General features: G+C 61.3%; 23 protein-coding genes and 2 tRNA genes. 13 read left to right on the forward strand and 12 right to left on the reverse strand.

The annotated features are described in order from the left end of the window. Window positions 1-10: 10 nt before the first annotated feature. Window positions 11-2,380, forward strand: coding sequence for an NAD-dependent DNA ligase LigA (ligA, locus tag AB0O81_RS01900; protein WP_363580887.1), 2,370 nt, complete (start codon window positions 11-13; stop codon window positions 2,378-2,380). On the opposite strand, the gene AB0O81_RS01905 is transcribed toward ligA, so the two are convergent. After that, on the reverse strand, window positions 2,381-4,084 hold the full coding sequence (locus AB0O81_RS01905) for a long-chain-fatty-acid--CoA ligase (protein WP_363580648.1): 1,704 nt from the start codon (window positions 4,082-4,084) through the stop codon (window positions 2,381-2,383). 69 nt (window positions 4,085-4,153) lie between these two features. Between AB0O81_RS01905 and gatC the strand changes: the two genes are divergently transcribed. The 6 genes from gatC to AB0O81_RS01935 are packed head-to-tail and all read left to right on the forward strand — an operon-like array spanning window position 4,154 to window position 9,752. Beyond that, window positions 4,154-4,453 (forward strand): Asp-tRNA(Asn)/Glu-tRNA(Gln) amidotransferase subunit GatC, encoded by a 300-nt coding sequence (gene gatC / locus AB0O81_RS01910; protein WP_363580650.1) that lies wholly within the window; start codon window positions 4,154-4,156, stop codon window positions 4,451-4,453. 8 nt (window positions 4,454-4,461) lie between these two features. After that, entirely contained in the window at window positions 4,462-5,985 is a 1,524-nt protein-coding gene (gene gatA, locus AB0O81_RS01915) for an Asp-tRNA(Asn)/Glu-tRNA(Gln) amidotransferase subunit GatA (RefSeq protein WP_363580652.1), read from the forward strand. After that, complete coding sequence (gatB, locus tag AB0O81_RS01920) at window positions 5,985-7,499, forward strand: Asp-tRNA(Asn)/Glu-tRNA(Gln) amidotransferase subunit GatB (protein WP_363580654.1); 1,515 nt, start codon at window positions 5,985-5,987, stop codon at window positions 7,497-7,499. Before gatA ends, gatB begins: the two co-directional genes overlap by 1 nt. Window positions 7,500-7,557: 58 nt before the next feature. Continuing rightward, window positions 7,558-8,817, forward strand: a complete 1,260-nt coding sequence (gene dinB, locus AB0O81_RS01925; protein WP_363580656.1) for a DNA polymerase IV — start codon at window positions 7,558-7,560, stop codon at window positions 8,815-8,817. A 46-nt stretch (window positions 8,818-8,863) separates the two neighbouring features. Then, a complete protein-coding gene (locus AB0O81_RS01930) occupies window positions 8,864-9,184 on the forward strand; it encodes a hypothetical protein (protein ID WP_363580658.1) in 321 nt (106 codons plus the stop codon). Further along, window positions 9,159-9,752: a hypothetical protein gene (locus AB0O81_RS01935; RefSeq protein WP_363580660.1), complete on the forward strand. Its 594-nt coding sequence runs from the start codon at window positions 9,159-9,161 to the stop codon at window positions 9,750-9,752. Before AB0O81_RS01930 ends, AB0O81_RS01935 begins: the two co-directional genes overlap by 26 nt. A gap of 9 nt (window positions 9,753-9,761) precedes the next feature. Here the strand turns inward: AB0O81_RS01935 and AB0O81_RS01940 are convergent, their stop codons facing one another. From AB0O81_RS01940 to AB0O81_RS01965, 6 genes are all read right to left on the reverse strand, one after another. Next, window positions 9,762-10,280, reverse strand: a complete 519-nt coding sequence (locus tag AB0O81_RS01940; protein WP_363580662.1) for a DUF2017 family protein — start codon at window positions 10,278-10,280, stop codon at window positions 9,762-9,764. Then, window positions 10,277-10,585, reverse strand: a complete 309-nt coding sequence (gene clpS / locus AB0O81_RS01945; protein WP_363580889.1) for an ATP-dependent Clp protease adapter ClpS — start codon at window positions 10,583-10,585, stop codon at window positions 10,277-10,279. The genes AB0O81_RS01940 and clpS overlap by 4 nt, the downstream gene beginning before the upstream one ends. Then, window positions 10,576-10,923, reverse strand: a complete 348-nt coding sequence (locus tag AB0O81_RS01950; RefSeq protein WP_363580664.1) for a metallopeptidase family protein — start codon at window positions 10,921-10,923, stop codon at window positions 10,576-10,578. Before AB0O81_RS01950 ends, clpS begins: the two co-directional genes overlap by 10 nt. A 16-nt stretch (window positions 10,924-10,939) precedes the next feature. Then, window positions 10,940-11,015: transfer RNA gene (locus AB0O81_RS01955), tRNA-His, on the reverse strand. A gap of 37 nt (window positions 11,016-11,052) precedes the next feature. Further along, on the reverse strand, window positions 11,053-11,676 hold the full coding sequence (orn, locus tag AB0O81_RS01960) for an oligoribonuclease (protein WP_363580666.1): 624 nt from the start codon (window positions 11,674-11,676) through the stop codon (window positions 11,053-11,055). Between the two features lie 61 nt (window positions 11,677-11,737). After that, window positions 11,738-11,810 (reverse strand) — tRNA-Arg (locus AB0O81_RS01965). A 108-nt stretch (window positions 11,811-11,918) separates the two neighbouring features. Here AB0O81_RS01965 and AB0O81_RS01970 point away from each other — a divergent pair. The 5 genes from AB0O81_RS01970 to AB0O81_RS01990 all read left to right on the forward strand — a co-directional run bounded on the left by AB0O81_RS01970 (window position 11,919) and on the right by AB0O81_RS01990 (window position 15,721). Next, the gene (locus tag AB0O81_RS01970; protein WP_363580668.1) at window positions 11,919-12,131 is read left to right on the forward strand and encodes a methyltransferase; all 213 of its coding nucleotides are present in this window, start codon (window positions 11,919-11,921) and stop codon (window positions 12,129-12,131) included. A gap of 196 nt (window positions 12,132-12,327) precedes the next feature. Continuing rightward, complete coding sequence (gene ssb, locus AB0O81_RS01975) at window positions 12,328-12,840, forward strand: single-stranded DNA-binding protein (protein WP_363580669.1); 513 nt, start codon at window positions 12,328-12,330, stop codon at window positions 12,838-12,840. A 42-nt stretch (window positions 12,841-12,882) separates the two neighbouring features. Then, window positions 12,883-13,446, forward strand: coding sequence for a hypothetical protein (locus tag AB0O81_RS01980; RefSeq protein ID WP_363580671.1), 564 nt, complete (start codon window positions 12,883-12,885; stop codon window positions 13,444-13,446). 84 nt (window positions 13,447-13,530) lie between these two features. Then, on the forward strand, window positions 13,531-15,210 hold the full coding sequence (gene ettA / locus AB0O81_RS01985) for an energy-dependent translational throttle protein EttA (protein ID WP_363580673.1): 1,680 nt from the start codon (window positions 13,531-13,533) through the stop codon (window positions 15,208-15,210). Then, on the forward strand, window positions 15,203-15,721 hold the full coding sequence (locus tag AB0O81_RS01990) for a thioesterase family protein (protein WP_363580675.1): 519 nt from the start codon (window positions 15,203-15,205) through the stop codon (window positions 15,719-15,721). The genes ettA and AB0O81_RS01990 overlap by 8 nt, the downstream gene beginning before the upstream one ends. A 7-nt stretch (window positions 15,722-15,728) precedes the next feature. Here AB0O81_RS01990 and AB0O81_RS01995 read toward each other — a convergent pair whose 3' ends face one another. Then, on the reverse strand, window positions 15,729-16,574 hold the full coding sequence (locus AB0O81_RS01995) for an acyl-CoA thioesterase II (protein WP_363580891.1): 846 nt from the start codon (window positions 16,572-16,574) through the stop codon (window positions 15,729-15,731). Window positions 16,575-16,708: 134 nt separating this feature from the next. Here AB0O81_RS01995 and AB0O81_RS02000 point away from each other — a divergent pair, with 134 nt between their 5' ends. Continuing rightward, window positions 16,709-17,380 (forward strand): hypothetical protein, encoded by a 672-nt coding sequence (locus tag AB0O81_RS02000; RefSeq protein WP_363580677.1) that lies wholly within the window; start codon window positions 16,709-16,711, stop codon window positions 17,378-17,380. 6 nt (window positions 17,381-17,386) lie between these two features. Here AB0O81_RS02000 and AB0O81_RS02005 read toward each other — a convergent pair whose 3' ends face one another. The 4 genes from AB0O81_RS02005 to pepN all read right to left on the reverse strand — a co-directional run bounded on the left by AB0O81_RS02005 (window position 17,387) and on the right by pepN (window position 23,293). Then, a complete protein-coding gene (locus tag AB0O81_RS02005) occupies window positions 17,387-19,051 on the reverse strand; it encodes an FAD-binding dehydrogenase (RefSeq protein ID WP_363580678.1) in 1,665 nt (554 codons plus the stop codon). A gap of 37 nt (window positions 19,052-19,088) precedes the next feature. Then, window positions 19,089-19,571, reverse strand: coding sequence for a globin (locus AB0O81_RS02010; RefSeq protein WP_363580680.1), 483 nt, complete (start codon window positions 19,569-19,571; stop codon window positions 19,089-19,091). Continuing rightward, window positions 19,568-20,608, reverse strand: a complete 1,041-nt coding sequence (locus AB0O81_RS02015; protein ID WP_363580893.1) for a mechanosensitive ion channel domain-containing protein — start codon at window positions 20,606-20,608, stop codon at window positions 19,568-19,570. The genes AB0O81_RS02010 and AB0O81_RS02015 overlap by 4 nt, the downstream gene beginning before the upstream one ends. A 138-nt stretch (window positions 20,609-20,746) precedes the next feature. Continuing rightward, the gene (gene pepN, locus AB0O81_RS02020) at window positions 20,747-23,293 is read right to left on the reverse strand and encodes an aminopeptidase N (RefSeq protein WP_363580682.1); all 2,547 of its coding nucleotides are present in this window, start codon (window positions 23,291-23,293) and stop codon (window positions 20,747-20,749) included. Between the last annotated feature and the right edge of the window lie 9 nt (window positions 23,294-23,302).

Genomic DNA, 23,302 nt, shown 5'->3' on the forward strand with positions numbered 1-23,302 from the left:
GGCACGTGAAATGCAGGACGACAGCGACCTCAAGGCGCTGAACCTTGGCGACGCCCGTGACGAGTCTCGTAGGCTCACCGATCTCGTGATTGGTGCGCGCGATGCGTATTACGGTGCTGACGCTGAGATTGTGGACGACGCGACGTATGACGCGTGGATGGCGCGCCTGCAATCGCTTGAGCAGCTCTATCCCGAATTGCAGGGTCAGGACTCCCCGACACGGAGTGTGGGCGCCGCCACAAGTACCCTGTTTGATCCGGTCGAGCACGCCGAACGGATGCTCAGTCTCGACAATGTGTTCTCCGCCGATGAACTGCGGGAATGGTGTGTGAAGACCCAGTCAGCTTCGGGCAGGGCGGTGCGTTGGCTGACTGAGCTGAAGATCGACGGCTTGGCTATCAGCCTGCGCTACGAGAACGGGATATTGACCTCCGCTGCGACTCGGGGCGACGGGCGGGTGGGTGAAGACGTCACCGCCAACGCTGTGCGCGTTGAAGGCATTCCACAGCAGCTCGATGGCAATGGCCATCCCGATCTTGTTGAGGTCAGGGGCGAGGTGTTCATTCCGGTCGCGGAGTTCGAACGTCTCAATGCGCTACAGGCAGACATGCGAGACCGCGCTCTCGAAGAGAGCCGTGGGCGCAGGCGCAGTCGAGCATTCGATGAAGACAAAGCTCGTCTTAGCGCGGAGCGCCGGTTTCCTGCGTTCGCAAACCCCCGCAATGCGGCCAGTGGTGGACTGCGCCAACAGCTCGATAAGAAGACCGGCCTTGAGCATGAAGCGGGGGTAGCGCGCGTGAAGTCATTGCGGCTATTCGTGCACGGCATCGGAGCGTGGCCCGAACCCCCGGTCGAATCTCAGAGCGAGATGTATGCGCTACTGAGCGAATGGGGCCTCCCCGCTAGCCCCTACTTCCAGACTTCTGATGGTATCGACGGCGTTCTGGATTTTGTCGAGCACTACGGGGTTCACCGCCACGATGTCGAGCACGAAATTGACGGGGTCGTGGTCAAGGTCGACGAGTTGGCGCTGCATGACGAGCTCGGAGCCACCAGTCGGGCGCCGCGTTGGGCAATTGCCTATAAGTACCCGCCAGAGCAGGTGAACACCAAGCTTCTCGACATCGTCGTATCTGTCGGGCGCACGGGGCGCGCAACGCCGTTTGCTGTAATGGCGCCGGCCCGCGTGGCCGGAAGCGTGGTACGCCAAGCGACACTGCACAACCAAGATGTGGTGAAGGTCAAGGGCGTTCTGATCGGCGACACCGTCGTCTTGCGCAAAGCGGGAGACGTGATCCCCGAGGTTCTGGGCCCGGTGGTTGAACTCCGTGACGGCACCGAGCGAGTGTTTGTCATGCCGACACACTGTCCCGAGTGCGGCGCGGAACTTGCTCCGTCTAAAGAAGGCGACGTCGACCTGCGGTGTCCCAATACTCGCGCGTGCCCCGCACAAGTGCGTGGTCGAGTCGAGCATGTGGGATCACGGGGTGCATTGGACATCGAGGCACTCGGAGAGGTAACGGCGGCGGCGCTCACTCAGCCCTCGGTGCCATCGTCGCCTCCGCTAGAGACCGAAGCCGGATTGTTTGATCTCACACTCGACCAGCTCGTTCCCATTGAAGTGGTGGTGCGTGATGCCGAGACTGGCGAGCCACGTGTAGATGAAACCACGGGCGAGCGCGTGCGGCGTGCACCCTTTCAGCGCTCGGAACGTACGTATCCACCGGGCTGGGAGAACGCCACCCCGGCTGAGCGGAGAGCCGCAGGCATTCGAAAGGATCACGTGGTCTTACATCCCTCGGCTCAGGCGCTTACGCTGCTGTCGGAACTCGAGAAGGCGAAGACCAAAGAGCTTTGGCGCTTTCTCGTCGCGTTGAACATTAGGCACGTCGGGCCGGTCGCTGCGCGTGCGCTTGCCGGGTGGTTCGGCTCGATTGACGGCATCCGTGCGGCATCTCGTGAAGAACTCGCTGCGGTTGAAGGGGTAGGAGCGATCATTGCGGACTCCGTGTTGGATTGGTTCGAGGTCGATTGGCACCGTGAGATCGTCGAGCGGTGGTCACGAGCAGGGGCACAGCTGGCAACTCCTGGGCATCCGGGTCCTGGAGCGGCCGCTCAGCGCGGGGGTGTACTTGAGGGCATGACAGTCGTCGCGACCGGCTCCCTTGAGGGATACACCCGTGACGGAGCACAGGAGGCGATTGTCCAGGCTGGCGGAAAGGCAGCGTCGAGCGTGTCCAAGAAGACAGACTTTGTGGCAGCGGGACCAGGCGCAGGATCCAAACTGGCCAAAGCGGAAGCGCTCGGGTTACGGATCCTAGACGCGGAGCAGTTTCACACTCTGGTCACTCAAGGACCCGCGGGGCTTGACGCGGGGTGATCAGTCCGTCGCTAGGCGTTGAAGCAGCTCTTCGCGTACCTGGCGCCGCAACACCTTACCGATGAGTGACTTTGGCAGCTCGTCCACCACGAACACCTGCCGTGGAACCTTGTAGGGCGTGAGAATGTTGCGCACGAACTCACGCACCGCACTCACATCGATCTCCGTTCCCGGAGCAACAACAATCGCAGCAGCGACTTCCTCGCCAGAGTGGCTGCTCGGCAGCCCTACGACGGCCGCGTCCTCTACCTGAGGGTGCTGGCGCAACGCGATCTCTACCTCGGTGGGGGCGACGTTGAATCCGCCGGTGATGATCAACTCTTTGATGCGGTCGACAATGCGCACGAATCCGTCGTCATCGATTTGAACGATGTCGCCGGTGCGGAACCAACCATCGGCGAACACCTTTTCAGTCTCCTCAGGCTTGCCGTAGTACCCGCTGAACACCTGCGGGCCGCGCACGACCAGCTCGCCCCGTTCGCCCGCGCCCACGACGGTGGTCGGATCGTCGGGGTCGACTACTCGGCACTCAGTGCCGGGCAGCGGCAGCCCGACAGTTCCAGGCACCCGGTTGGCAGCAACCGGGTTTGCCATGAGCACGGGCGAGCATTCGCTGAGCCCATAGCCCTCGACGAGGAATCCGCCTGATGCTTCTTCGAAGGGCACAACCAATTCGTGGGGGAGGGCCATTGCGCCAGAGATCGCGACCTCTGTACCCGCGAGAGAGACTCCCTGTTCCTGTGCCGCTTTGAAAAGCCGATCTGCGATAGGAGGCACGAGGGGCAAGAAGGTCGCGGGATGCTTCTTGTGCACAGCAAGCACCATGTCGGGGTCAAACCTCGGAAAGAGCACCAGCCGGGCGCCCATAGACATGGCGAACGTCAGACACAACGTCAACCCGTAGGCGTGGAACATCGGCAGCACGGCGTACACGACGCATCCATCACCACGCGTGATCGACGGCACCCAGGCTTGAGCCTGGGCAGCATTCGAGAGCAGGTTTCGATGCGTCAGCGCGGCGCCTTTGGGGGTGCCAGTCGTGCCACTTGTGTATTGGATGAGAGCGAGATCATCTGTCTCAGGCATGGGGTGTGAGCGAGAGAGAGGCTCTGAGCCGACGATGCTCGCCCACGAGGTCGTGTTGCTCACACGCTCCGTCAGCGCTTCGCGGGACTCGCGGATCTTAGGAATGGGGAGAGTGAGTGCAAGCCGCATTCCGAGCGGCATGGCATGTGTGACGTCAACGGAGATAATGTTCGCCACGGCGAGATCTTCGGGAAACTCCTGAATAATCTTCACGCCCTTGGTCCACACAATGGCGTGTTTGGCGCCATGGTCTTCGAACTGCTTGCGCATCTCACGTGGCGTGTACAGCGGGTTGTGCTCGATCACCACGCCACCCACGCGAAGAATTGCGTAGAACGCAACAATGTGCTGCGGGCAATTGGGCAGGACCAGTGCGACGGGGTCTCCCGCGCTCACTCCCCGCGCACGCAAGCCTTCGGCAGCCCGCTCGATCTGATCATGTAAAACGGCGTATGTCGTTTCCCGCCCGAAGAACTGCAATGCGGGCGCTTCTGGATAGTCGCGCGCCGACGCGTTCACGATATCCACCAGAGAACCGGTAGCCGGGGTCAGATCTTCAGGTACACCGTCCGCGTAGCTTGCGATCCATGGTCTGGGCGGGTCATACGTCGTTGTCACAACGACCAGCCTACTTGTCGTAGCCGGTCACCTCGGGAGAGGGGGAGCGTGAACGCCTACACTTGACGGGTGTCTGAAATCACCCCAGAACTTGTGCGGCACCTCGGTGTGCTCGCCCGTATCCAATTGAACGACGAAGAAGTTGAGCAACTCACGGGTCAGCTCGACGCGATCGTTGACAACATCGCGAAGGTGTCGGAGGTAGCTACGCCCGACATTCAGGCGACGAGTCACCCGATCCCGATGCAGAATGTGTTTCGCGCCGACGAGGTGGGCGACTTGCTCACCCCCGCCCAGGTGCTGCAGAACGCTCCGGACGCGGCCGACGGTCGATTCCGAGTGACTGCCATCCTCGGCGAAGAGCAGTGAGGAACCCCGTGACAGATTTGACCAGGATCAGCGCTGCGGCGCTGGCCGAAAAACTCTCTTCGCGAGAGGTATCGAGCGTCGAAGCCACGCAGGCGCATCTTGATCGCATCGCGGCCGTCGACACTGACGTGCACGCGTTCTTGCACGTCAGCGACCATGCCCTCGATATTGCCGCCGACATCGACCGACGTCGTGCGTCGGGTGAGACGCTCGGCCCGCTTGCCGGTGTGCCGTTGGCTGTGAAAGATGTGCTCGTCACGACAGATATGCCCTCCACCAGCGGATCGAAGATCCTCGAGGGCTACATGTCGCCCTACGACGCCACGGTCGTGGCGCGCTCGCGCGCAGCAGGTCTGGTTTTGCTTGGCAAGACAAACATGGACGAGTTCGCGATGGGCTCGTCAACGGAGTTCTCGGCCTACGGGCCGACCCGAAACCCCTGGGATCTCGATCGAATCCCAGGAGGTTCCGGCGGTGGCTCGGCCGCTGCGGTCGCCGCATTTGAGGCGCCGTTGGCACTCGGATCCGACACGGGGGGCTCGATTCGCCAGCCAGCGCACGTCACGGGAACAGTGGGTATCAAACCGACCTATGGCGGGGTGAGTCGCTACGGGGCTATTGCGCTCGCGTCAAGCCTTGACCAGGTCGGGCCTGTGACGCGCAGCGTCCTCGATGCGGGGCTCCTCCACGACATCATCGGAGGATTTGATCCACACGATGCCACGTCCATTTCGCAGGAGTGGCCCTCCTTCGCCGACGCTGCCCGCGAAGGCGCGCGAGGCGATGTTCTCAAGGGTCTCAAGGTCGGAGTCATCAAGGAATTCGCCGACTCCGGTTTTCAGACGGGCGTCTCGGCATCCTTCAGCGCCGCGCTGGCAACGATGGAAGCGCAGGGAGCCGAGATCGTCGAGATCAGTGCCCCGCACTTCGAGTACGCGGTCGCCGCCTACTATCTGATCCTCCCCGCCGAGGCATCAAGCAATCTCGCAAAGTTTGATTCTGTGCGCTTCGGCATGCGCGTGAACGTTCCTGGCGGAACGGTCGAAGACGTCATGGCCGCGACTCGAGACGCGGGGTTCGGCCCGGAGGTCAAGAGGCGCATCATTCTGGGAACGTACGCGCTCTCCGCTGGATACTACGACGCCTACTATGGGTCGGCGCAGAAGGTCCGCACGCTCATTCAGCAGGACTTCGACGCGGCGTTCGCGTCGGTCGACGTCATCGCGACGCCCTCGGCGCCGACGACCGCGTTCCGAATCGGGGAGAAGATCGATGATCCCCTTCAGATGTACCTGAATGACTTGACGACGATCCCCGCCAACCTCGCGGGTGTTCCAGGAATCTCGATCCCGTCGGGGCTCGCGGAGGAAGATGGCTTGCCAGTGGGCATCCAGTTCCTCGCTCCCGCTCGTCAAGATGCGCGTCTGTACAGTGTCGGTGCCGCGCTGGAGGCGACACTTGTTGATTCGTGGGGAGGGCCTCTGCTTGACCGCGCGCCCGAGCTGCTCGCGCGCGAAGGAGGCGTGCTCTGATGGCTAAAGCCAAATTGATGGACTTCGACAAAGCCCTGGAGCTGTACGAACCGGTGCTCGGTTTCGAAGTGCACGTCGAGCTCAATACCAAGACCAAAATGTTCTCTGGCGCTGCGAACCCGGCTCATTCCGACAATCACGACGCGGCGCCCAACACTCTGGTCGCCCCCGTGGATATGGGGTTGCCCGGCTCGATGCCGACGGTTAATGCCGAGGCAGTCAAGTACTCGATCAGCTTGGGCCTCGCCCTTGGATGTTCGATCGCTCCCTCGAGTCGTTTTGCTCGCAAGAACTATTTCTATCCTGATCTGGGCAAGAACTATCAGATCTCGCAATACGATGAGCCGATCGCTTTCGAGGGCTCAGTAGATGTTGAGCTTGCTGACGGGACCGTAGTGACCGTGCCGATTGAGCGCGCCCACATGGAAGAAGATGCCGGAAAGCTCACCCACATGGGTGGTGCGACCGGACGCATCCAGGGGGCCGAGTACTCTCTCGTGGACTACAACCGTGCCGGCGTTCCGTTGGTCGAAATCGTCACCAAGCCCATCTTCGGCGCAGAGCACCGAGCACCCGAGATCGCTAAGGCGTACGTCGCGACGATCCGGGACATCGTGCTGTCACTGGGTATCTCGGAAGCGCGACTCGAACGCGGCAACTTGCGATGCGACGCCAATGTGTCGATCCGTCCGCGCGGGCAGGAGAAGCTCGGAACTCGCACCGAGACGAAGAATGTCAACTCAATGCGTTCTGTGGAACGTGCCGTGCGCTATGAGATTCAGCGTCAGGCAGCGATCCTCGCGGATGGCGGCACGATTACACAAGAAACACGACACTGGCACGAAGACACCGGCGCTACGTCGCCAGGTCGTCCGAAATCTGATGCTGATGACTACCGCTATTTCCCCGAGCCGGATCTGCTACCTGTCGCACCCTCACTCGAGTTGATCGACGAACTGCGAGGCGCGCTTCCTGAACCGCCGGCCGCGCGCCGACGCAGGCTCAAGACAGAGTGGGGCTTCACCGATCTCGAGTTCCAAGACGTGGCCAACGGTGGTTTGCTCGCCGAGATTGCCGAGACAGTGGCAGCCGGCGCGACCCCAGCGACAGCGCGAAAGTGGTGGACGGGTGAGCTTACTCGTCTCGCCAACGCTGCCGGTCGGGAAGCGTCTGAGTTGGCAACCCCCGCCGATGTCGCGGCACTGCAGTCGCTCGTGGATGCAGGCACGCTTACCGACAAATTGGCGCGCCAGGTGCTCGAGGGTGTTGTCGCAGGTGAAGGCACTCCGCAGGAGGTCGTCGACGCCCGCGGATTGGCTGTCGTCTCAGACGACACTGCGTTGTTAGCGGCCATCGATGAGGCTCTTGCTGCACAGCCTGATGTTCTGGCGAAGATTCGTGACGGCAAGGTTCAAGCAGCGGGTGCGATCATCGGCGCGGTGATGAAGGCGATGAAAGGCCAGGCGGATGCTGCTCGCGTGCGTGAGCTCATCATCGAGCGCTCCGCTCAGTAGTCAGCTTTTGCGTGACGCGTCGACATGAATGTCGACGCCTCACGAGAGAATAGCGAGCATGGGACGTGGTGATGGCTCGGGTCGTGTTGTGTCGCCCAGCGGAGCAAACGACGCCGGAACGGGCATCCTGCACGTCGACATGGACGCCTTCTACGCCTCAGTCGAGCAGTTAGATGACCCATCTCTCATAGGCAAACCGATCATCATCGGCGCGCCCGAAGGGCGATCCGTGGTCTCCAGCGCTTCCTATGAGGCGCGAAAGTATGGGGTGCGGGCAGCAATGCCGGTTAGTGAAGCACTGCGGCTGTGTCCGAGCGCGATCGTCGTCGCCCCGCACTTCGACCGATACCGGGCGCTGTCGTCTCACGTGATGGCGATCTTTCGTGACGTCACGCCGCTGGTTGAACCTCTGTCGATCGACGAGGCGTTTCTCGATGTTCGAGGGGCGAGACGGCTGTGGGGGAGCCCCGGCGAGATTGCGATCGAGTTGAGAAGACGAGTTCGTGCCGAGACGGGACTGGTGTGCAGCATCGGTGTGGCCGCGACAAAACATGTCGCCAAGATGGCCTCGACGCTAAGCAAGCCCGATGGATTGCTCATCATCGCCGAAACAGACACCGCGGCGTTCTTGCAGGCTCGTTCGGTCCGCTCGCTGTGGGGAGTTGGTCCGAAGGCTGCCGAATCCCTCGCAGGGCGTGGCATCCACACGGTGCGAGACATTCTCGACACGCCAACGAGCGTGTTGGAGCGCACGCTCGGGCGTGCCATGGCGGAGCGCCTCTGGCACTTGGCTCGCGGGATTGACCCTCGCACTGTCGACACCACTCGCGTTGAGAAGAGCATCGGGCACGAAGAGACGTTTCACGATGACATCGCTGATCCCGTGGTCTTGCGCACGGAGTTGCGCCGACTGGCAGACCGTGTAGGTGCGCGCCTACGAGAGTCCGGATGGGAAGCGACGACAGTCGCTATCAAAGTGCGCTTCGCAGACTTCACCACGGTGTCGCGCTCCCGCTCTCTGGCCGAGCCCTCCGCAGTGGGGCAGAGGATTGGTGACGCCGCCCACGAACTTTTCGCGAGCATTTCGCGTCCGCTGCCGGTGCGCTTGCTGGGGGTGAGAGCGGAGCGACTCCAGTCCGCGGGTGCTTCACCATTGGCGCTCTGGGATGACGATGAGGAGTGGCGACGGGTAGAGGGCGCCGTCGATACGGCAAGTGCACGCTTCGGTCGAGGTGCCATCACGCGCGCAACCTTGCTCGGTGAAGCGCGTGGCGGCGGCACGCTGCCGTCGCATCCGCAATTGCCGAAGGCAAAATAGCCGATTTTGGCTGGGCAGTTGGCCCGCGTGAGGGTAGCGTAGCCTCATGCCCAACATCGCACTTGAACTCGGCAAGCAGTCCGCAACCTTCGGCGTGAGCAGCATCTATGGCGAGCAGCAGGACGTCGCCGGTGTGCGTATGATCCCGGTCGCCCTCACCTGGACTGGGTTCGGTGGGGGAGAGGACTCGTCGGGCAACGGCGGTGGCGGTGGCGGTGGCTACGCCGTCCCTATCGGTGCATACATTCGGCGCGGAGACGATCTGCGTTTCGAGCCCAACCTGGTGATGATCGCTGTAATCGCGATTCCTCTCATTCTTGTTGCAGGTCACTCGCTCACCCGTGTCATCCGAATCCTCAAGAAGTAGACCCGACGCACTAGCACGTTCCATTCAGCGGGCCGCTGAGCAGATCCTCGACGCTGTCGTTGCGGTCGACGCGAGCAACCCTGCGGTGTTGATCGATGGACGTAGCGGTGCCGGTAAATCCACTCTCGCAGAAGCACTCGTTGCACAGTGGCCTCGAGTGGGACGCGTGCAACTTGTCGCGCTTGATTCCATCTATCCAGGATGGGATGGACTTGCTGACGGGGTGGCGACAGCGACCGAGGAAGTTCTTCGTCCGCATGCTCGTGGGCTGATCGGCGTCTGGCAACGCTGGGACTGGGAGCGGTCGGAGCCCGCGGAAGCGCACGCGGTAGATCCGTCTCTTCCGCTCATTGTCGAGGGTTGCGGATTGCTCACTGAGAAATCGGCTTCGCTCGGGGACATTCGCGTCTGGATCGAGTCGCCGTTGCCATCACGTCGGGCGCGAGCTCTCGCGCGAGATGGCGAGCTCTACCGACCGCATTGGGAGCGATGGGCACGACAAGAAGCGGTCCATCTTGCCTTGGACGCCCCCGAATCGCTCGCCACACATGTGGTGCGGGTTCCATAGCGCGGGTGGCTATTTGGAGGTGAGATCAGTGGCTTCGTCTATGGCATCCACAATAAGGTGTAGCCGGTATCCCACCCAGTCGTAGATTCCGAATCGCGCGTCGTCTTCGTCGCGCGACTCATCGCTGTCGGCCACCCCCAGCCGGGTAGCGAGAACCAAACGAACGGCTGCGAGCGTGCGCAACCACGCGTCTGCTTCGGTCGCGTTAAGAGTCACGGCGACCGTCTCGCGCAACGCAGGGTCACCTGGCTGCGATGTGAGCGCGTCTGTCGCCACAGCACCTTCTAGCGAAGCCAGAACGATGGCGGCCTCGCTGCGCCGTCTGTCGAGCAGATCTACTTCGGTGAGCCCGCGAAACTCTCGCGCAGCATCCGGATCTTCGCGATACGCGTCCGGAACGAGACGAGCGATTGCGGGATCCTGTGGCGAATCGGGTTGCTCCGAGAGCAACTCGACAAACTGGGTAGTCAGCCCCGCAATATGGGCAGCTTCGATGCGTGCGAACTCGAGAACAATCTCCCTTGTCACTGCGGTGCCTGCCTCACAGTGGCCCACAGCCCGTAGTCATGCATGGCCTGGGCATGCAGCTCCATCTGCTCCCGCGCGCCTTCGGCAACTATCGCGTGACCATCGTTGTGGACGGCAAGCATCAGCTTCTCTGCCACAGGCTTGGGGTAGCCGAAGTATGTACGAAAGACGTGTGTCACATAGTTCATCAGATTCACGGGGTCATCCCACACCAGTGTCTGCCACACACGTTGCGGTTCTTGTGCAGAGAGAAGTTCGAGATCTTCAGTGACGTCGGGGGCTACTAGCGCGCTCACTATGCCCAGCCCAGCTCGTGCAGACGCGCGTCATCAATCCCATAGAAGTGCGCGATCTCATGCACAAGTGTCTTGTGCACTTCGTCGCGCAATTCGGTTTCGTTGTCGCAGACGGCCAGGTGCGCGTGTCGGTACACAATAATCCGATCGGGCAGTTCTCCGACTCCGTAAAGATCGCGCTCAGTCAGCGCCCACCCGTCGTACAAGCCCAAGAGATCAGCGCTACCATCCTCTGCGAGATCCTCAACGACGAAGATGATGTTGTCTAATCCATCGACCATATCGTCGGGCAGAAGATCCAACTCGTCAATTACTAGCTGCTCGAAAGTTGCTGCATCCATTTCCATCAGCAACTCCGATACTTGGGGTGAGTAACGGGGCTCGAACCCGCGACATCGGCCACCACAAGGCCGCGCTCTACCAACTGAGCTATACCCACCATGTTTCCCACCGGAATGGGCAACCGAAATATTCTCTCACATTCGAGAGGCGAATGATGACACTGCTGCAGCCGCGGCGGCTTTCGCGTCCTCGCTTGTCGGTCCGGGCTCTGCCACGAAGACGGCTTGTCGGTAGTACGCGAGCTCTCGAATCGACTCAAGGATGTCAGCGAGTGCCCGATGGCCGCCATCTTTCACCGGGGCGTGGATGTAGCTGCGCGGGTACCACCGCTGGGAGAGTTCTTTGATGCTTGATACATCGACGCTGCGATAATGCAACCAGCGGTCCACTCTGGGCATGTACTTGGCCAAGAACATGCGATCAGTGCCGATCGTATTTCCCGCAATCGGCGCCTTGCCCTCCGCGACAAATCGTTGCAGGTACTCGAGCACCTGAAACTCTGCGTCGCCGAGGCTCACACCGTCGGGGATCTCCTTGAGCAGTCCTGACTTCTCGTGCATTTTCGTAACGAAGTCATTCATGTTCTCGAGCGCTGACGCGTCGGGCTTGATGACAACTTGAAAGCCATCGTCGATCACGTTGAGATCGAAGTCGGTGACGACCACCGCTATCTCGACGAGTTCGTCAATCTCGGGGTCGAGCCCCGTCATCTCGCAGTCGATCCATACGAGTCGGTCGTTCTTTGAGCCTGCCGCCATGGCTCCAGCCTATTGGCGAACGCCGACAAAGCCGTTAACGATGACAAACGTGAGTTTTTTGCCCCCCCGGGAGGAATCGAACCCCCGACCTTGCGGGTAGAAACCGCTCGCTCTATCCCCTGAGCTACGGAGGGAAAGGTAACACTAGGTTACAGCGTTGCGACACGCTCCAACGAACTCTAGCGCCGCGAGCGAACCCGGCGTACCGTTCCAAGAAAGCGGTATTCGAAAGGAGTTCGATGATGAGCACCACCGACACACACCACGCTCTATGGATTGCATACGGCGCGTCAGGCGTTGCAGGGAGCATCCGCAAGGATGACAGCGGCTACACCGTCACGATTGCCGGCGCCGATGCAGTTACAGGCACATACGAGACGATGGAGATCGCTAAGAACGCGCTCCATGCGCATATGCCCCCGGGAAGCGACTGGCCGTCGTTCCGCGAGCACTAGGCGACGTGAGCGTTCGCTCGTGCGCAGAGTCTGCTGCATCCTCCCCAGCATGACCGGCATGTTTGTTGTTCCCACGACCGCGACCAAGCAGTCTTTGCCGCCTCGTTGCAGGGCACTCTGATCTGACCGCCGGCGCTTGACGGGCACGCGGCGCCGGCGGGCCCGCGGACCTTCCCGGGTGTGAAAGGAGCAGAGCATGCAAGACACCATCACGATCAGGGGCAACTTGGCCGCGGATCCGGAGCAAAGGCGTATCTCTACCGGCGACATAGTGACGAGCTTTCGCGTCGGTACGACCGCACGGCGCCGAGACAAAGCCACTGGTGAATGGACCGACGACGAGACCAACTGGTATCAGGTCTCAGCGTTTCGCACCCTGGGCGAGCATGTGTTCGCTTCGTTGCGCAAAGGACATCCGGTCATCGTGAGCGGTCGCTTTCGGCTTCGAACGTGGGAGTCGTCGGCGGGAAAAGGCATGTCTGCCGATATTGAAGCGGATGCTGTCGGTCATGATCTGCGCTGGGGGAGCACCGTGTACACCCGCGCGCCGCGCGATGATGCGGGAGCCGACCAGCCCAGTGGTGACGCATGGGCGGCAGACGGGTCTGCAGGCTCGGACTGGCCGACCGCGCTCCCGGGCGCGGCGACCTCGATAGACGATCAGCCAGCATCGGCATCAGAACAGCAGGCTATTCACGCGCCGGTCTGACTCACAGGGGGTGCTCGGGATGTCTGCCCTTAGAATCGCTGGGTGCATCGACGTCCCGAGCGACCCGTGTTTGCCTTGTCCGCTACGACTGCCTTGTCCGCTACGACTGCCTTGCCCGCTACCACCCGTGGCCGGTGGTCTGGCGCCGTGGGCATGGTTTTGCTTGCCTGCGCCTTGGCTGGTTGCGCTCCGGCTGAGCCGGTCGAAACTCCTACCCCCAGCGCGAGCGTCACAGCGACCTCGGCGGCTACGCCGACGCCTACCGCAACCGTCCCCGCGTTCGATGCGGACGGAACGGCGGAGCAAAATCTGGAAGTGTTCGCACAGATAGTCGACGAGGTGTGGGCATCAGCCGACAATGCGTCGGGGCGTGCGTATGTTGACGCGCTCGTTGCAGTCGGCTTCGACCAAGCCGACATGGAAGTGACGGAGGACTATTCGACAGTTGGCAACGCTGCCGAGAGCATCCAGTTCTCCGTGAAGTGGGGCGAGCAGTGCCTCGTTGGGCAGGTAGGCCCCGCCACCGGAGATCCGGTCGCCGTAGTTCTGCCTGGCCTCGACGAGGGCACGTGTCTGGTCGGCAATACTCGGGTCATCGACTGGTAGCGCGAACTCCGTAGAAGGCGGGCATGCCTCGCGCCCGGTAGGCTGAGACGCTGACATCGCTAGCGCAAGGAGAGCAGAAACCGTATGGCTGAATACATCTACTCCATGGTCCGTGCCCGCAAAGCTGTGGGAGAGAAGCTGATCCTCGATGATGTCACCATGGCATTCTTGCCTGGTGCGAAGATCGGCATGGTCGGACCCAACGGCGCCGGTAAGTCGACCATCCTCAAGATCATGGCCGGCATGGATACCCCATCTAACGGTGAAGCGAAGCTGAGTCCCGGATTCACCGTCGGAATCCTCATGCAGGAGCCGGAATTGGATGAATCCAAAACGGTATTGGAGAACATCCAAGACGGCATCGCTATCAAGGCGAAGCTCAATCGTTTCAACGAGATCTCAGCCCTGATGGCGGACCCTGATGCAGACTTCGACGCTCTCTTGGCAGAGATGGGCACCCTGCAAGAAGAGATCGATGCGGCCGATGCTTGGGACCTCGACTCGCAGCTTGAGCAGGCTATGGATGCGCTTCGCACGCCTCCGGGCGACGCAGCCATCGCGCCGCTTTCGGGCGGTGAGAAGCGGCGCGTCGCGCTCACTAAGCTTCTGCTGCAAAAGCCCGATCTGCTTCTTCTTGACGAGCCCACCAACCACCTCGATGCCGAAAGTGTGCTGTGGCTTGAGCAACATCTGCAAAAGTACCCTGGCGCGGTGATCGCGATCACACACGACCGGTACTTCCTGGACAACGTCGCAGAATGGATTGCCGAAGTCGACCGGGGTCGTTTGATCGGCTATGAGGGCAACTACTCGACTTACCTCGAGAAAAAGTCGGAGCGATTGGCCGTACAGGGCAAGAAGGACGCCAAACTCGCCAAGCGACTGGCTGAAGAGCTCGACTGGGTGCGCTCAAACTCGAAGGGACGCCAGGCGAAGTCCAAGGCGCGACTGGCCCGCTACGAAGAGATGGCTTCCGAAGCTGACCGCACGCGCAAACTCGACTTCGATGAGATCTCCATCCCGCCCGGCCCACGTTTGGGCGGCGTCGTGATTGAGGCGAAGAACTTGGAGAAGGGGTTCGATGACCGTTCGCTCATGAGCGGGCTCAGCTTCAGCCTGCCGCCGAACGGAATCGTTGGAGTGATCGGGCCGAACGGTGTCGGTAAGACGACCCTGTTCAAGACAATCGTCGGGCTGGAGCCGCTCGACGGCGGCGTTCTCAAGATCGGCGAGACGGTCAAGATCAGCTATGTGGATCAGTCTCGATCGAACATTGACCCGAACAAGTCGTTGTGGGAGGTCGTGTCCGACGGGCTCGACATCATCACCATCGGCAAAACCGAAATACCTTCGCGCGCCTACGTGTCGAAGTTTGGGTTCAAGGGTCCCGATCAGCAGAAGAAGGCAGGGGTGCTCTCTGGTGGTGAGCGCAACCGTCTCAACCTTGCACTGACTCTGAAAGAGGGCGGCAACTTGCTGCTTCTCGATGAGCCCACAAACGACCTCGACGTCGAGACACTTCAGTCACTTGAGAACGCGCTTCTGGAGTTCCCCGGTTGCGCGGTGGTCATTACACACGATCGCTGGTTCCTCGACCGCATCGCGACCCATATCCTTGCGTACGAAGGCACCGACGAGCATCCTGATCACTGGCACTGGTTTGAAGGAAACTTCGAAGCCTACGAAGAGAACAAGATTGTGCGCCTTGGCGCGGAAGCGGCCTCGCCGCACCGTTCCACGTATCGCAAGTTGACGCGTGACTGACAACATCAGCACGGAGGCGGCGGCAACTGGCCGTCGCCTCCATATCCCGATCCATCTGCGGTGGGGAGATCTCGACGCGTTCAATCACGTCAACAACACTTCGATGCTGAAACTGCTCGAAGAAGCCCGAGTGCGAGCATTCTGGGCGCCGCTGGAAGGTGAACAGGCTCCAGAGACAGCGGTGCTCGATTCGAGCCTGCAATCGGGTGTGCTGACGCTGATCGCGCGCCAAGAAATCGAGTACCTGGCGCCGGTGCCATATCAACGCGATCCACTTGATGTGCAGATGTGGTTCGGAAAAGTGGGCGGGTCAAGTGTCCACGTCAACTACGAGGTGTGCAGCCCACGTGCGCACTCGGGGGAGCGCAAACAACTCGTCTATGCTCGTGCCACCTCGGTCATCGTGAAAGTCGACGCGGCGAGCGGACGGCCTTCACGGCTAAGCGCGATCGAGCGGGCCGTTTGGAGTCCGTACCTGGGCGAGAGCATCGTATTCGCGCATCGCTCGTGAGCCGTCGCTAAGCACCTGACGGAACCCGCACCATCACTTCTTGGGCGACGCTTGCCAGCAACGCTCCTTCGCGCGAGTAGATTCGACCGGTGGCAAGCCCACGTCCGCCGCGCGCGCTCGGTGACTCCTGCACATACAACATCCACTCATCGACCCGTCCCGGACGGTGCCACCACATCGCATGGTCAAGGCTCGCTACCTTTAGTCCTCGCGTAGACCAGGCGATGCCGTGGCCACGAAGAATCGGCTCCTGAATTGTCATATCGCTGAGGTACGCGAGGATCGCCTGATGTAACGCGGGGTCGTCGGGCAGACGCTTCTTGATCCGCATCCACACGGCTTGACTTGGCTTGTGCTCATCGTCGACCGTCAAATAGATCGGGGCGGCAACATGACGCAGCTCTACGGGGCGGTCCATAAACAGCCGTTTGGGGAGCGGGTGCGACGCTGCAATCGCTGACTCCACATCCGCCAGATTTTCGGGCTCGTCTATTCCCGTCGGCATCGCGAGCTGGTGCTCTACTCCCCGGTCTTCTTCTTGGAACGATGCGATCATCGAGAAGATGGGTACGCCATCCTGGTAGGCCTGAGTGCGTCGTGTGGAGAACGAGCGACCGTCGTGAATGCGGTCGACCGAAAAAGTGATGCCGCTGGCTGAATCGCCCGGCCGCAGAAAATAGCCGTGCATGGAGTGCACCGCCCTCCCATCGGTGATCGTGCGGCCCGCGGCAACGACGGATTGAGCGAGGACTTGTCCGCCATAGACACGCCCGAGAGGCATTCGTTGAGAAGAACCGGTGTAGATGTCTTCGCGCGTGCGCGCTTCGGAGCCTGACAGATCGAGAACACCCATCAGCGATCCCACCGGATCCGGGTCAGGTACGAAATCGTCAGGAGCGCTGGGGGCGGCCTTTGACACGAAAAACTCCATCTCGCTGGTTCTTCACGTGCAACGGGGCACGCACGTTCCCTTGATACTTTAGGCGGATGCCCCAGCGCTTGATATTTACCGAAGCCGATGCCGCGGCCGATGCCATGACCTTTGTGGGCCGCACTAGCCCTCTCGGCGATGGCGCGGTGCGCCTGCGTGCCTCCGACGGAGTCCTGGTCATGACCTCGGCACCGCTGGCTCCACGTGGGCTGTTGGACGCCACCCCGACCGTTCTGGCAATGAGAGTGCTGACGGTCGATCCTGAGCTTGTGTGCGATGTCACAGTTTCAGCATCCTCTCTTCAGCGTGCTCACGACGACGAGACGTCGCTAGAGCTGCCAGAGACGGCTGTGTCGGAGCCGTGGGCGGGCGTTACACCACCAAGAACGGGATGGGTTACAGCCGATGACATTCCTGCCGCCACGTTGGCCGCACGTGCGCAGTGGGGAATCACGACGGTGGCACAGTCGCTTCCTGCCAACCCGGGCGAGGATGTTGTGCGTTCCGTGCGCGCGGCGGTCTGGGGCGCGGCTGACAATGAGTTGAACGGCCTACCGCTCGGCGCCGCTTTCGCCGCTTTCGCTCTCGGATTCATCGCGGGTGAGGAACAGGCCCGGGTACGAACTGCGGCGTCGTGGACGCGCATCACCCTAGACCGCGGTCACGTGTTGATCCGCAGACCCGGCCGAATGGGACTTACCGAAGTGCGTGCAACGGGCAAGGCATAGTCGCCCTCAGACGGCAGCAGCCATCGCACGGCCAGCGGTGCGTCCAGAGAACAGACATCCCCCGACAAACGTGCCTTCGAGCGCGCGATAGCCGTGCATCCCGCCCCCTCCGAAGCCGCTTGACTCTCCGGCGGCGTACAGACCCGGGATAGGTTCGCCGCGCGCGCCCAACGCGCGTGATTCCAGATCTGTTTCGATGCCACCGAGTGACTTTCTTGTCAGCACGTGCAGCTTCACGGCGATCAAGGGACCGGCTGAAGGATCGGTGATTCGATGCGGAGGGGCAGTGCGGATGAGTCTGTCACCGCGGTAAGAGCGAGCAGCACGGAGCATCGCGATCTGCGAGTCTTTCGTGAAGTCGTTCTCCATTTCGCGGTCACGAGCCTCAACCTCGGCTCGCACGGTTGCTGCATTCAACGCCTCGCCCCCTGGAAGCGCCTTCATGCCGCTAATCAACTCGTCGAGGGTGTCACGCACGACGAAGTCGGCGCCGTTATCCATAAACGCTTGCACCGGACCCGCGGCGCCCTTGCCGAGCCTCGATTTGATCAGGAGCGAGATGTCTTTGCCGGTGAGGTCAGGGTTCTGCTCGCTGCCTGAGAGCGTGAATTCCTTCTCGATGATCTTCTTTGAAAGCACGAACCAGGAATGATCATGACCAGTGGCGCGCAGATGTGCGAGTGTACCGAGCGTGTCGAAGCCAGGAAATAGCGGCACCGGCAGTCGCTTGCCAGTGGCATCCAGCCATAGCGACGAAGGTCCGGGAAGAATGCGGATGCCGTGCTGGGGCCACACGGGATCGAAGTTCTCGATTCCTTCGACGTAGTGCCACATACGATCGCCATTGATGAGATTTGCGCCCGCGTTCTCAGAGGTCGCCAGCATCGAACCATCGACGTAGGCAGGTACGCCGGTGATCATCTTTTCGGGCGGACTCCCAAGACGTGAGGGCCAGTGGTTGCGGACAAGCTCATGGTTGCCGCCGATACCACCGGCCGAGACGACTGTCGCTGCCGCGGAGATCGTGAAAGCACCGACTGCGTCGCGCGACGAGGCGAAGCCACGCGCTGCGCCTGATGGCGCCAGCACTTCTCCTGCTGCCCCGACAACGGTGCCATTGGTGACCGTGAGTGAGCTGACCCGATGGCGGGGGAGAACAGTGACTCTTCCCTGCGCCTCTCCCGTTTCGATGGCCGCGCGAAACGGGGCTAGCAAACCCGGGCCGGTGCCCCAGGTGATGTGAAACCGTGGCACTGAGTTGCCGGGCCCGAGGGCGGTGTACCCGCCACGCTCTGCCCACCCGACGACGGGAAAGAATCGGACGCCCTTTTCCCGCAGCCACGATCGCTTTTCCGTGTGCGCGAATTGTAGATATGCCTCTGCCCACCGCTTTGGCCAGGCATCTTCGTTGCGATCAAAGCCCGCGGTGGCAAACCAGTCCTGGTGTGCGAGCTCGAGAGAATCCTTAATGCCCATTCGGCGTTGCTCCGGCGAGTCGACAAAGAAGAGCCCGCCGAATGACCACCAGGCCTGGCCTCCCAGGTTCGTGCGTGGTTCCTGGTCGACGATGATGACTCGCTTGCCAGCCTCGAGCGCTTCACTCGCGGCAACGAGCCCGGCGAGCCCCCAGCCGATCACGAGAATGTCGGCGGTGTGCGAAGTGGTCGGCATATCGACTCCAATGTCGAGGTGAGTGAGGCAGGTGGAGCTAAGAGGGCGCGCCGTCGTGCGGCGACTCAGCGATCAAGGGAATGGACGCAGCACCGCGCCCGTCGGTATCGGGGCCGATGCCAGTCGGCTCGAACGTATTGACCATCGCGAAGGCGGCGCGATGTAGATAGTCCCAGAGTGTGGCTTCGTGCAGCGGGGACAGTTCGAGCTCGTCCACGGCTACACGCATGTGGTGTAGCCAGCGGTCGCGTGCATCAGGATTCACATGGAAACCGTGATGGCGCATCCGCAGTCGAGGGTGGCCTCGTTGCTCGCTGTACGTGCTCGGACCGCCCCAGTACTGTTCGAGAAACATCGTCAGGCGGTGTGCTGCCGGGCCGAGGTCGTCCTCCGGATACATCGGGCGCAGCACCTCGTCTGCGGCAATACCGCGGTAGAAGCTGTCGACGAGACGCACGAAGGTGTCGTGTCCGCCGATTTCGACGTAGAAGGAACGCATCGGTTCCGCGTCGGATGTCATGATTCGTCCTTCGAACTCGCGTTATTGTCGCTATCGACCGCGGACTCTGGTGTGGGCTTTGCGGTGCGTTTCGGTTTCCATACTGGCTTGGACGAAGCGGGCACCGCGACCGGTTGGGGTTTTGTCTTTGGCGGGTTCGCGCCGCGCACGCGTTGCGCACCGTCGATTCCCGTTGGCATCACCGTGGTCATACCCGGCAGCGTGAGGCCGAGTTCATCGGCCGCGGTCTTCAATCTCCGCCGCAGTTCGCTCGCCACATCGTCCTTCGCATGCGCACGAGTCTTCATCACCAGCCTAATGATCAGCGCGTCGCCCGTCACGGACTCAAGGCCCCAGATTTCGGGCTGTTCGATGATCCGCGTGCGCCATTTGGGCTCGTGTGCGAGTTCTATTGCGGCGTCGAGCAGTGCACTCTCCGCAGCATCCATGTCTGCATTAACGGGGAGGCCAAGATCAACGATCACGCGCGACCAGCCCTGAGACAGGTTACCGATGCGTGTGATCTCACCGTTGCGCACGTACCAGAGAGTGCCGTTGACGTCCCGCACGTGAGTCACGCGCACGCTGACGGATTCGACAATGCCCGACGCGAGCCCGAGGTCGACAACATCACCGATGCCGATCTGGTCTTCCGCAACGATGAACATGCCGTTCAAGACGTCTTTGACGATGTTCTGGGCTCCGAAGCCTAGGCCAGCACCGATCGCCGCAGACAGCAACGTGAGAGAGGTGAGGGCGTTTGGCGCGAGCACTCCGACAATGAGCAGCAGCGAGATGATCAGGATCGCCACGTTGCCGATGTTCACCAGAATCGATCCGAGCGTGCGGGTGCGCTGAACCAATCGCACCGAAGCAAGGGGTGAGCGTTCGAGAGCTTGGGTGTCTTCTACTCGAGCCTTAGTCTTCGCTCCATTGACGATCCTGGCTACGACGCGACGAATGATCACACGGAGTATCCACGAGAGCAGAAACGCGCCGAGCACGATCAGTGCGACGCTTGCAAGCTTGACGCCGAGTTCGGTGAAGAACGCACCCATATTTGGCCAGAACGCTGACCAGAACAGCGGGTCAGTGACGTCGCTGGTGTCTGTCGAATAGAGGGTGCTCATCGTCATGATCCTAATGACGGATGCCTCGGCCGTACCTGTGTACGAGCCGAGGCATCCGTATGAGTTCTACTGTGCGTCGCGAGCCTGCACGCTGAGTGCGCGTTCAACGCCCGCGAGGTTCTCTGCCACGAGTCTGCGCAAGGCCGCGGGAGCATCGCTGTTGGCCATCAGCCACTCGCGGGTTGCGTCGCGCAATTCTGTGCTCGCGAGTGCAGCAGGATAGAGCCCGGCAACCAGGTACTCGGCGATCTTGTAGGTGCGCGACGACCACATCGGCAGCAACATCTCGAAGTATGGCTCGATGAATGCTGGCAGCACCTCGATGCTCGAGGGATTGGTGAGCCCGATCGTGATCACTCGGACGATCGTGTTTGGTAGATCGGCGTTGTCGACGAGCGAGGCCCATGCGGCCCGCTTCGCTTCAATAGTGGGGATGCTTGCTCGAGCCTGAGCGGCGAAATCTGCGCCCTTTGCGGTGTTGTCTGCGGCGAGGGCAGCATCGATCTCTTCTGCTGTCACTTTTCCACCGGCCGCCAGCGAGACCAGCAGTTGCCACGACAGGTCCGTATCGATCTCCAGGCCGTCAAGCACAATCTCGCCGTTGCGAATGTCAGCGATAGTGGCCAACTGCGCCCCAGTGGAGGCAGCACTCGCGAATGACGTGACGAACTGCAACTGGCTGTCGCTGCCAGCATCGGCGGCTTGCGCGAGCGCCCACAGCGATGACGCGACCTTCTCGCGGGTCGCGGCTCGCTTCTCACGGGCGACGTACGAGTTGGCCGCCAGCTGCAGCTGTCCGACCGTGGTGCGCACTGTCGTCGATTCGGTTTCAGAGCCGATGTTGCCCAGAACGAGGTCGATGTAATCGCTGGCTGAAGCCTCAGCGTCGCGGGTCTGATCCCACGCAGCGCCCCATACGAGCGATCGAGCCAGCGGGTCGCTGATTTTGGCGAGATGGTTGATGGCCGTCTCGAGTGAACGGTCATCGAGACGGATCTTCGCGTAGGCGAGGTCTTCGTCGTTCAGCAACACGAGATCGGGGCGAACCTGCCCCTTCAGCTCGGGCACCTCGGTGAGGTCGCCGTCGACGTCGAGCTCGACGTGATGCACCCGAACGAGCGCACCGTCGGTAAGGCTATAGAAGCCAACCCCCAATCGGTGCGGGCGAATGGTCGGGTAGTCAGCGGGAGCCGTCTGCACGATGGCGAACCGAGTGATCACGCCGTCGGAATCTGTCACGATCTCGGGGGAGAGCGTGTTCACGCCAGCGGTCTCGAGCCACTTCTTCGACCACGAGGTGAGCTCACGGCCGCTCGTCGCTTCGAGCTCGACTAACAGATCAGACATCTCGGTGTTGGACCACTCGTTCTTCTTGAAATAGGCCGCGACACCGGCAAAGAACTGTTCGATGCCCACCCAAGCCGCGAGCTGTTTGAGTACCGATCCGCCCTTGGCATAGGTGATGCCATCAAAATTGACTTGCACGTCTTCGAGGTCGGTGATCTCTGCAATCACCGGGTGGGTCGAAGGTAGCTGATCTTGACGGTACGCCCAGGTCTTCTCCATGGCGTTGAATGTGGTCCATGCTTCGGTCCACTCTGTGGCCTCAGCGGTGGCGATCGTTGACGCCCATTCTGCGAAGGATTCGTTCAGCCAGAGTCCGTTCCACCACTTCATGGTGACGAGATCTCCGAACCACATGTGGGCGAGCTCGTGAAGGATGGTGACGACTCGTCGTTCCTTTACGGCATCAGTGACCTTGCTGCGGAAAACGTAGGTCTCGGTGAACGTGACCGCGCCGGCGTTCTCCATCGCACCCGCGTTGAACTCGGGGACGAAGAGCTGGTCGTACTTCTCGAACGGGTAGGGGTAATCAAACTTGGCTTCGTAGTACTCGAAACCCTGACGCGTCTTTTCGAAGATGTACTCAGCGTCGAGGTGCTGCCACAAGCTCTTGCGCGCGAACACACCAAGGGGGATCACTCGGCCTGATGCGCTGGTCAGTTCCGAGAAGGTGGACTCGTAGGGTCCAGCGACAAGCGCTGTTATGTATGACGAGATGCGAGGAGTGGGGGCGAAGGACCATGTCGCGTTCCCATCGCCGAGGGGTGCTGGCTTAGGGGTGGGGGAGTTGGATACTACCTGCCACTGTTCAGGCGCAGTCACACTGAACTGGAAGGTCGCCTTCAGATCAGGTTGCTCGAAAGCAGCGAAGACACGCCGCGAGTCGGGAACCTCGAACTGCGTGTAGAGATACACCTCGCCGTCGACCGGATCGACGAAACGGTGGAGTCCTTCACCGGTGTTGGTGTAGACGCAGGAAGCGTCGACGACAAGTTCGTTGTGCTCGGCGAGGTTCTCCAAGGCGATTCGTGAATCGGCGAAGGCCGATGCGGCGTCGATCGCGACGCCGTTGAGAACGATCTCGTGCACATCGCGAGCGATCAGATCGATGAAGGTTGAAGCCCCTGCAGTGGCGGTGAATCGCACGACGGTCCGCGATCCGAAGACCTGGGCACCCTTCGTTAGGTCGAGTGCAATCTCATACGACTCGGTCGAAAGGATCGCTCGGCGCTCTTGCGCCTCGATGCGGGTAAGGTTTTCTCCTGGCACTGAAATGCT

Source organism: Microbacterium sp. NPDC076911 (assembly GCF_040687125.1).
In the GTDB taxonomy this organism is placed as follows: domain Bacteria; phylum Actinomycetota; class Actinomycetes; order Actinomycetales; family Microbacteriaceae; genus Microbacterium.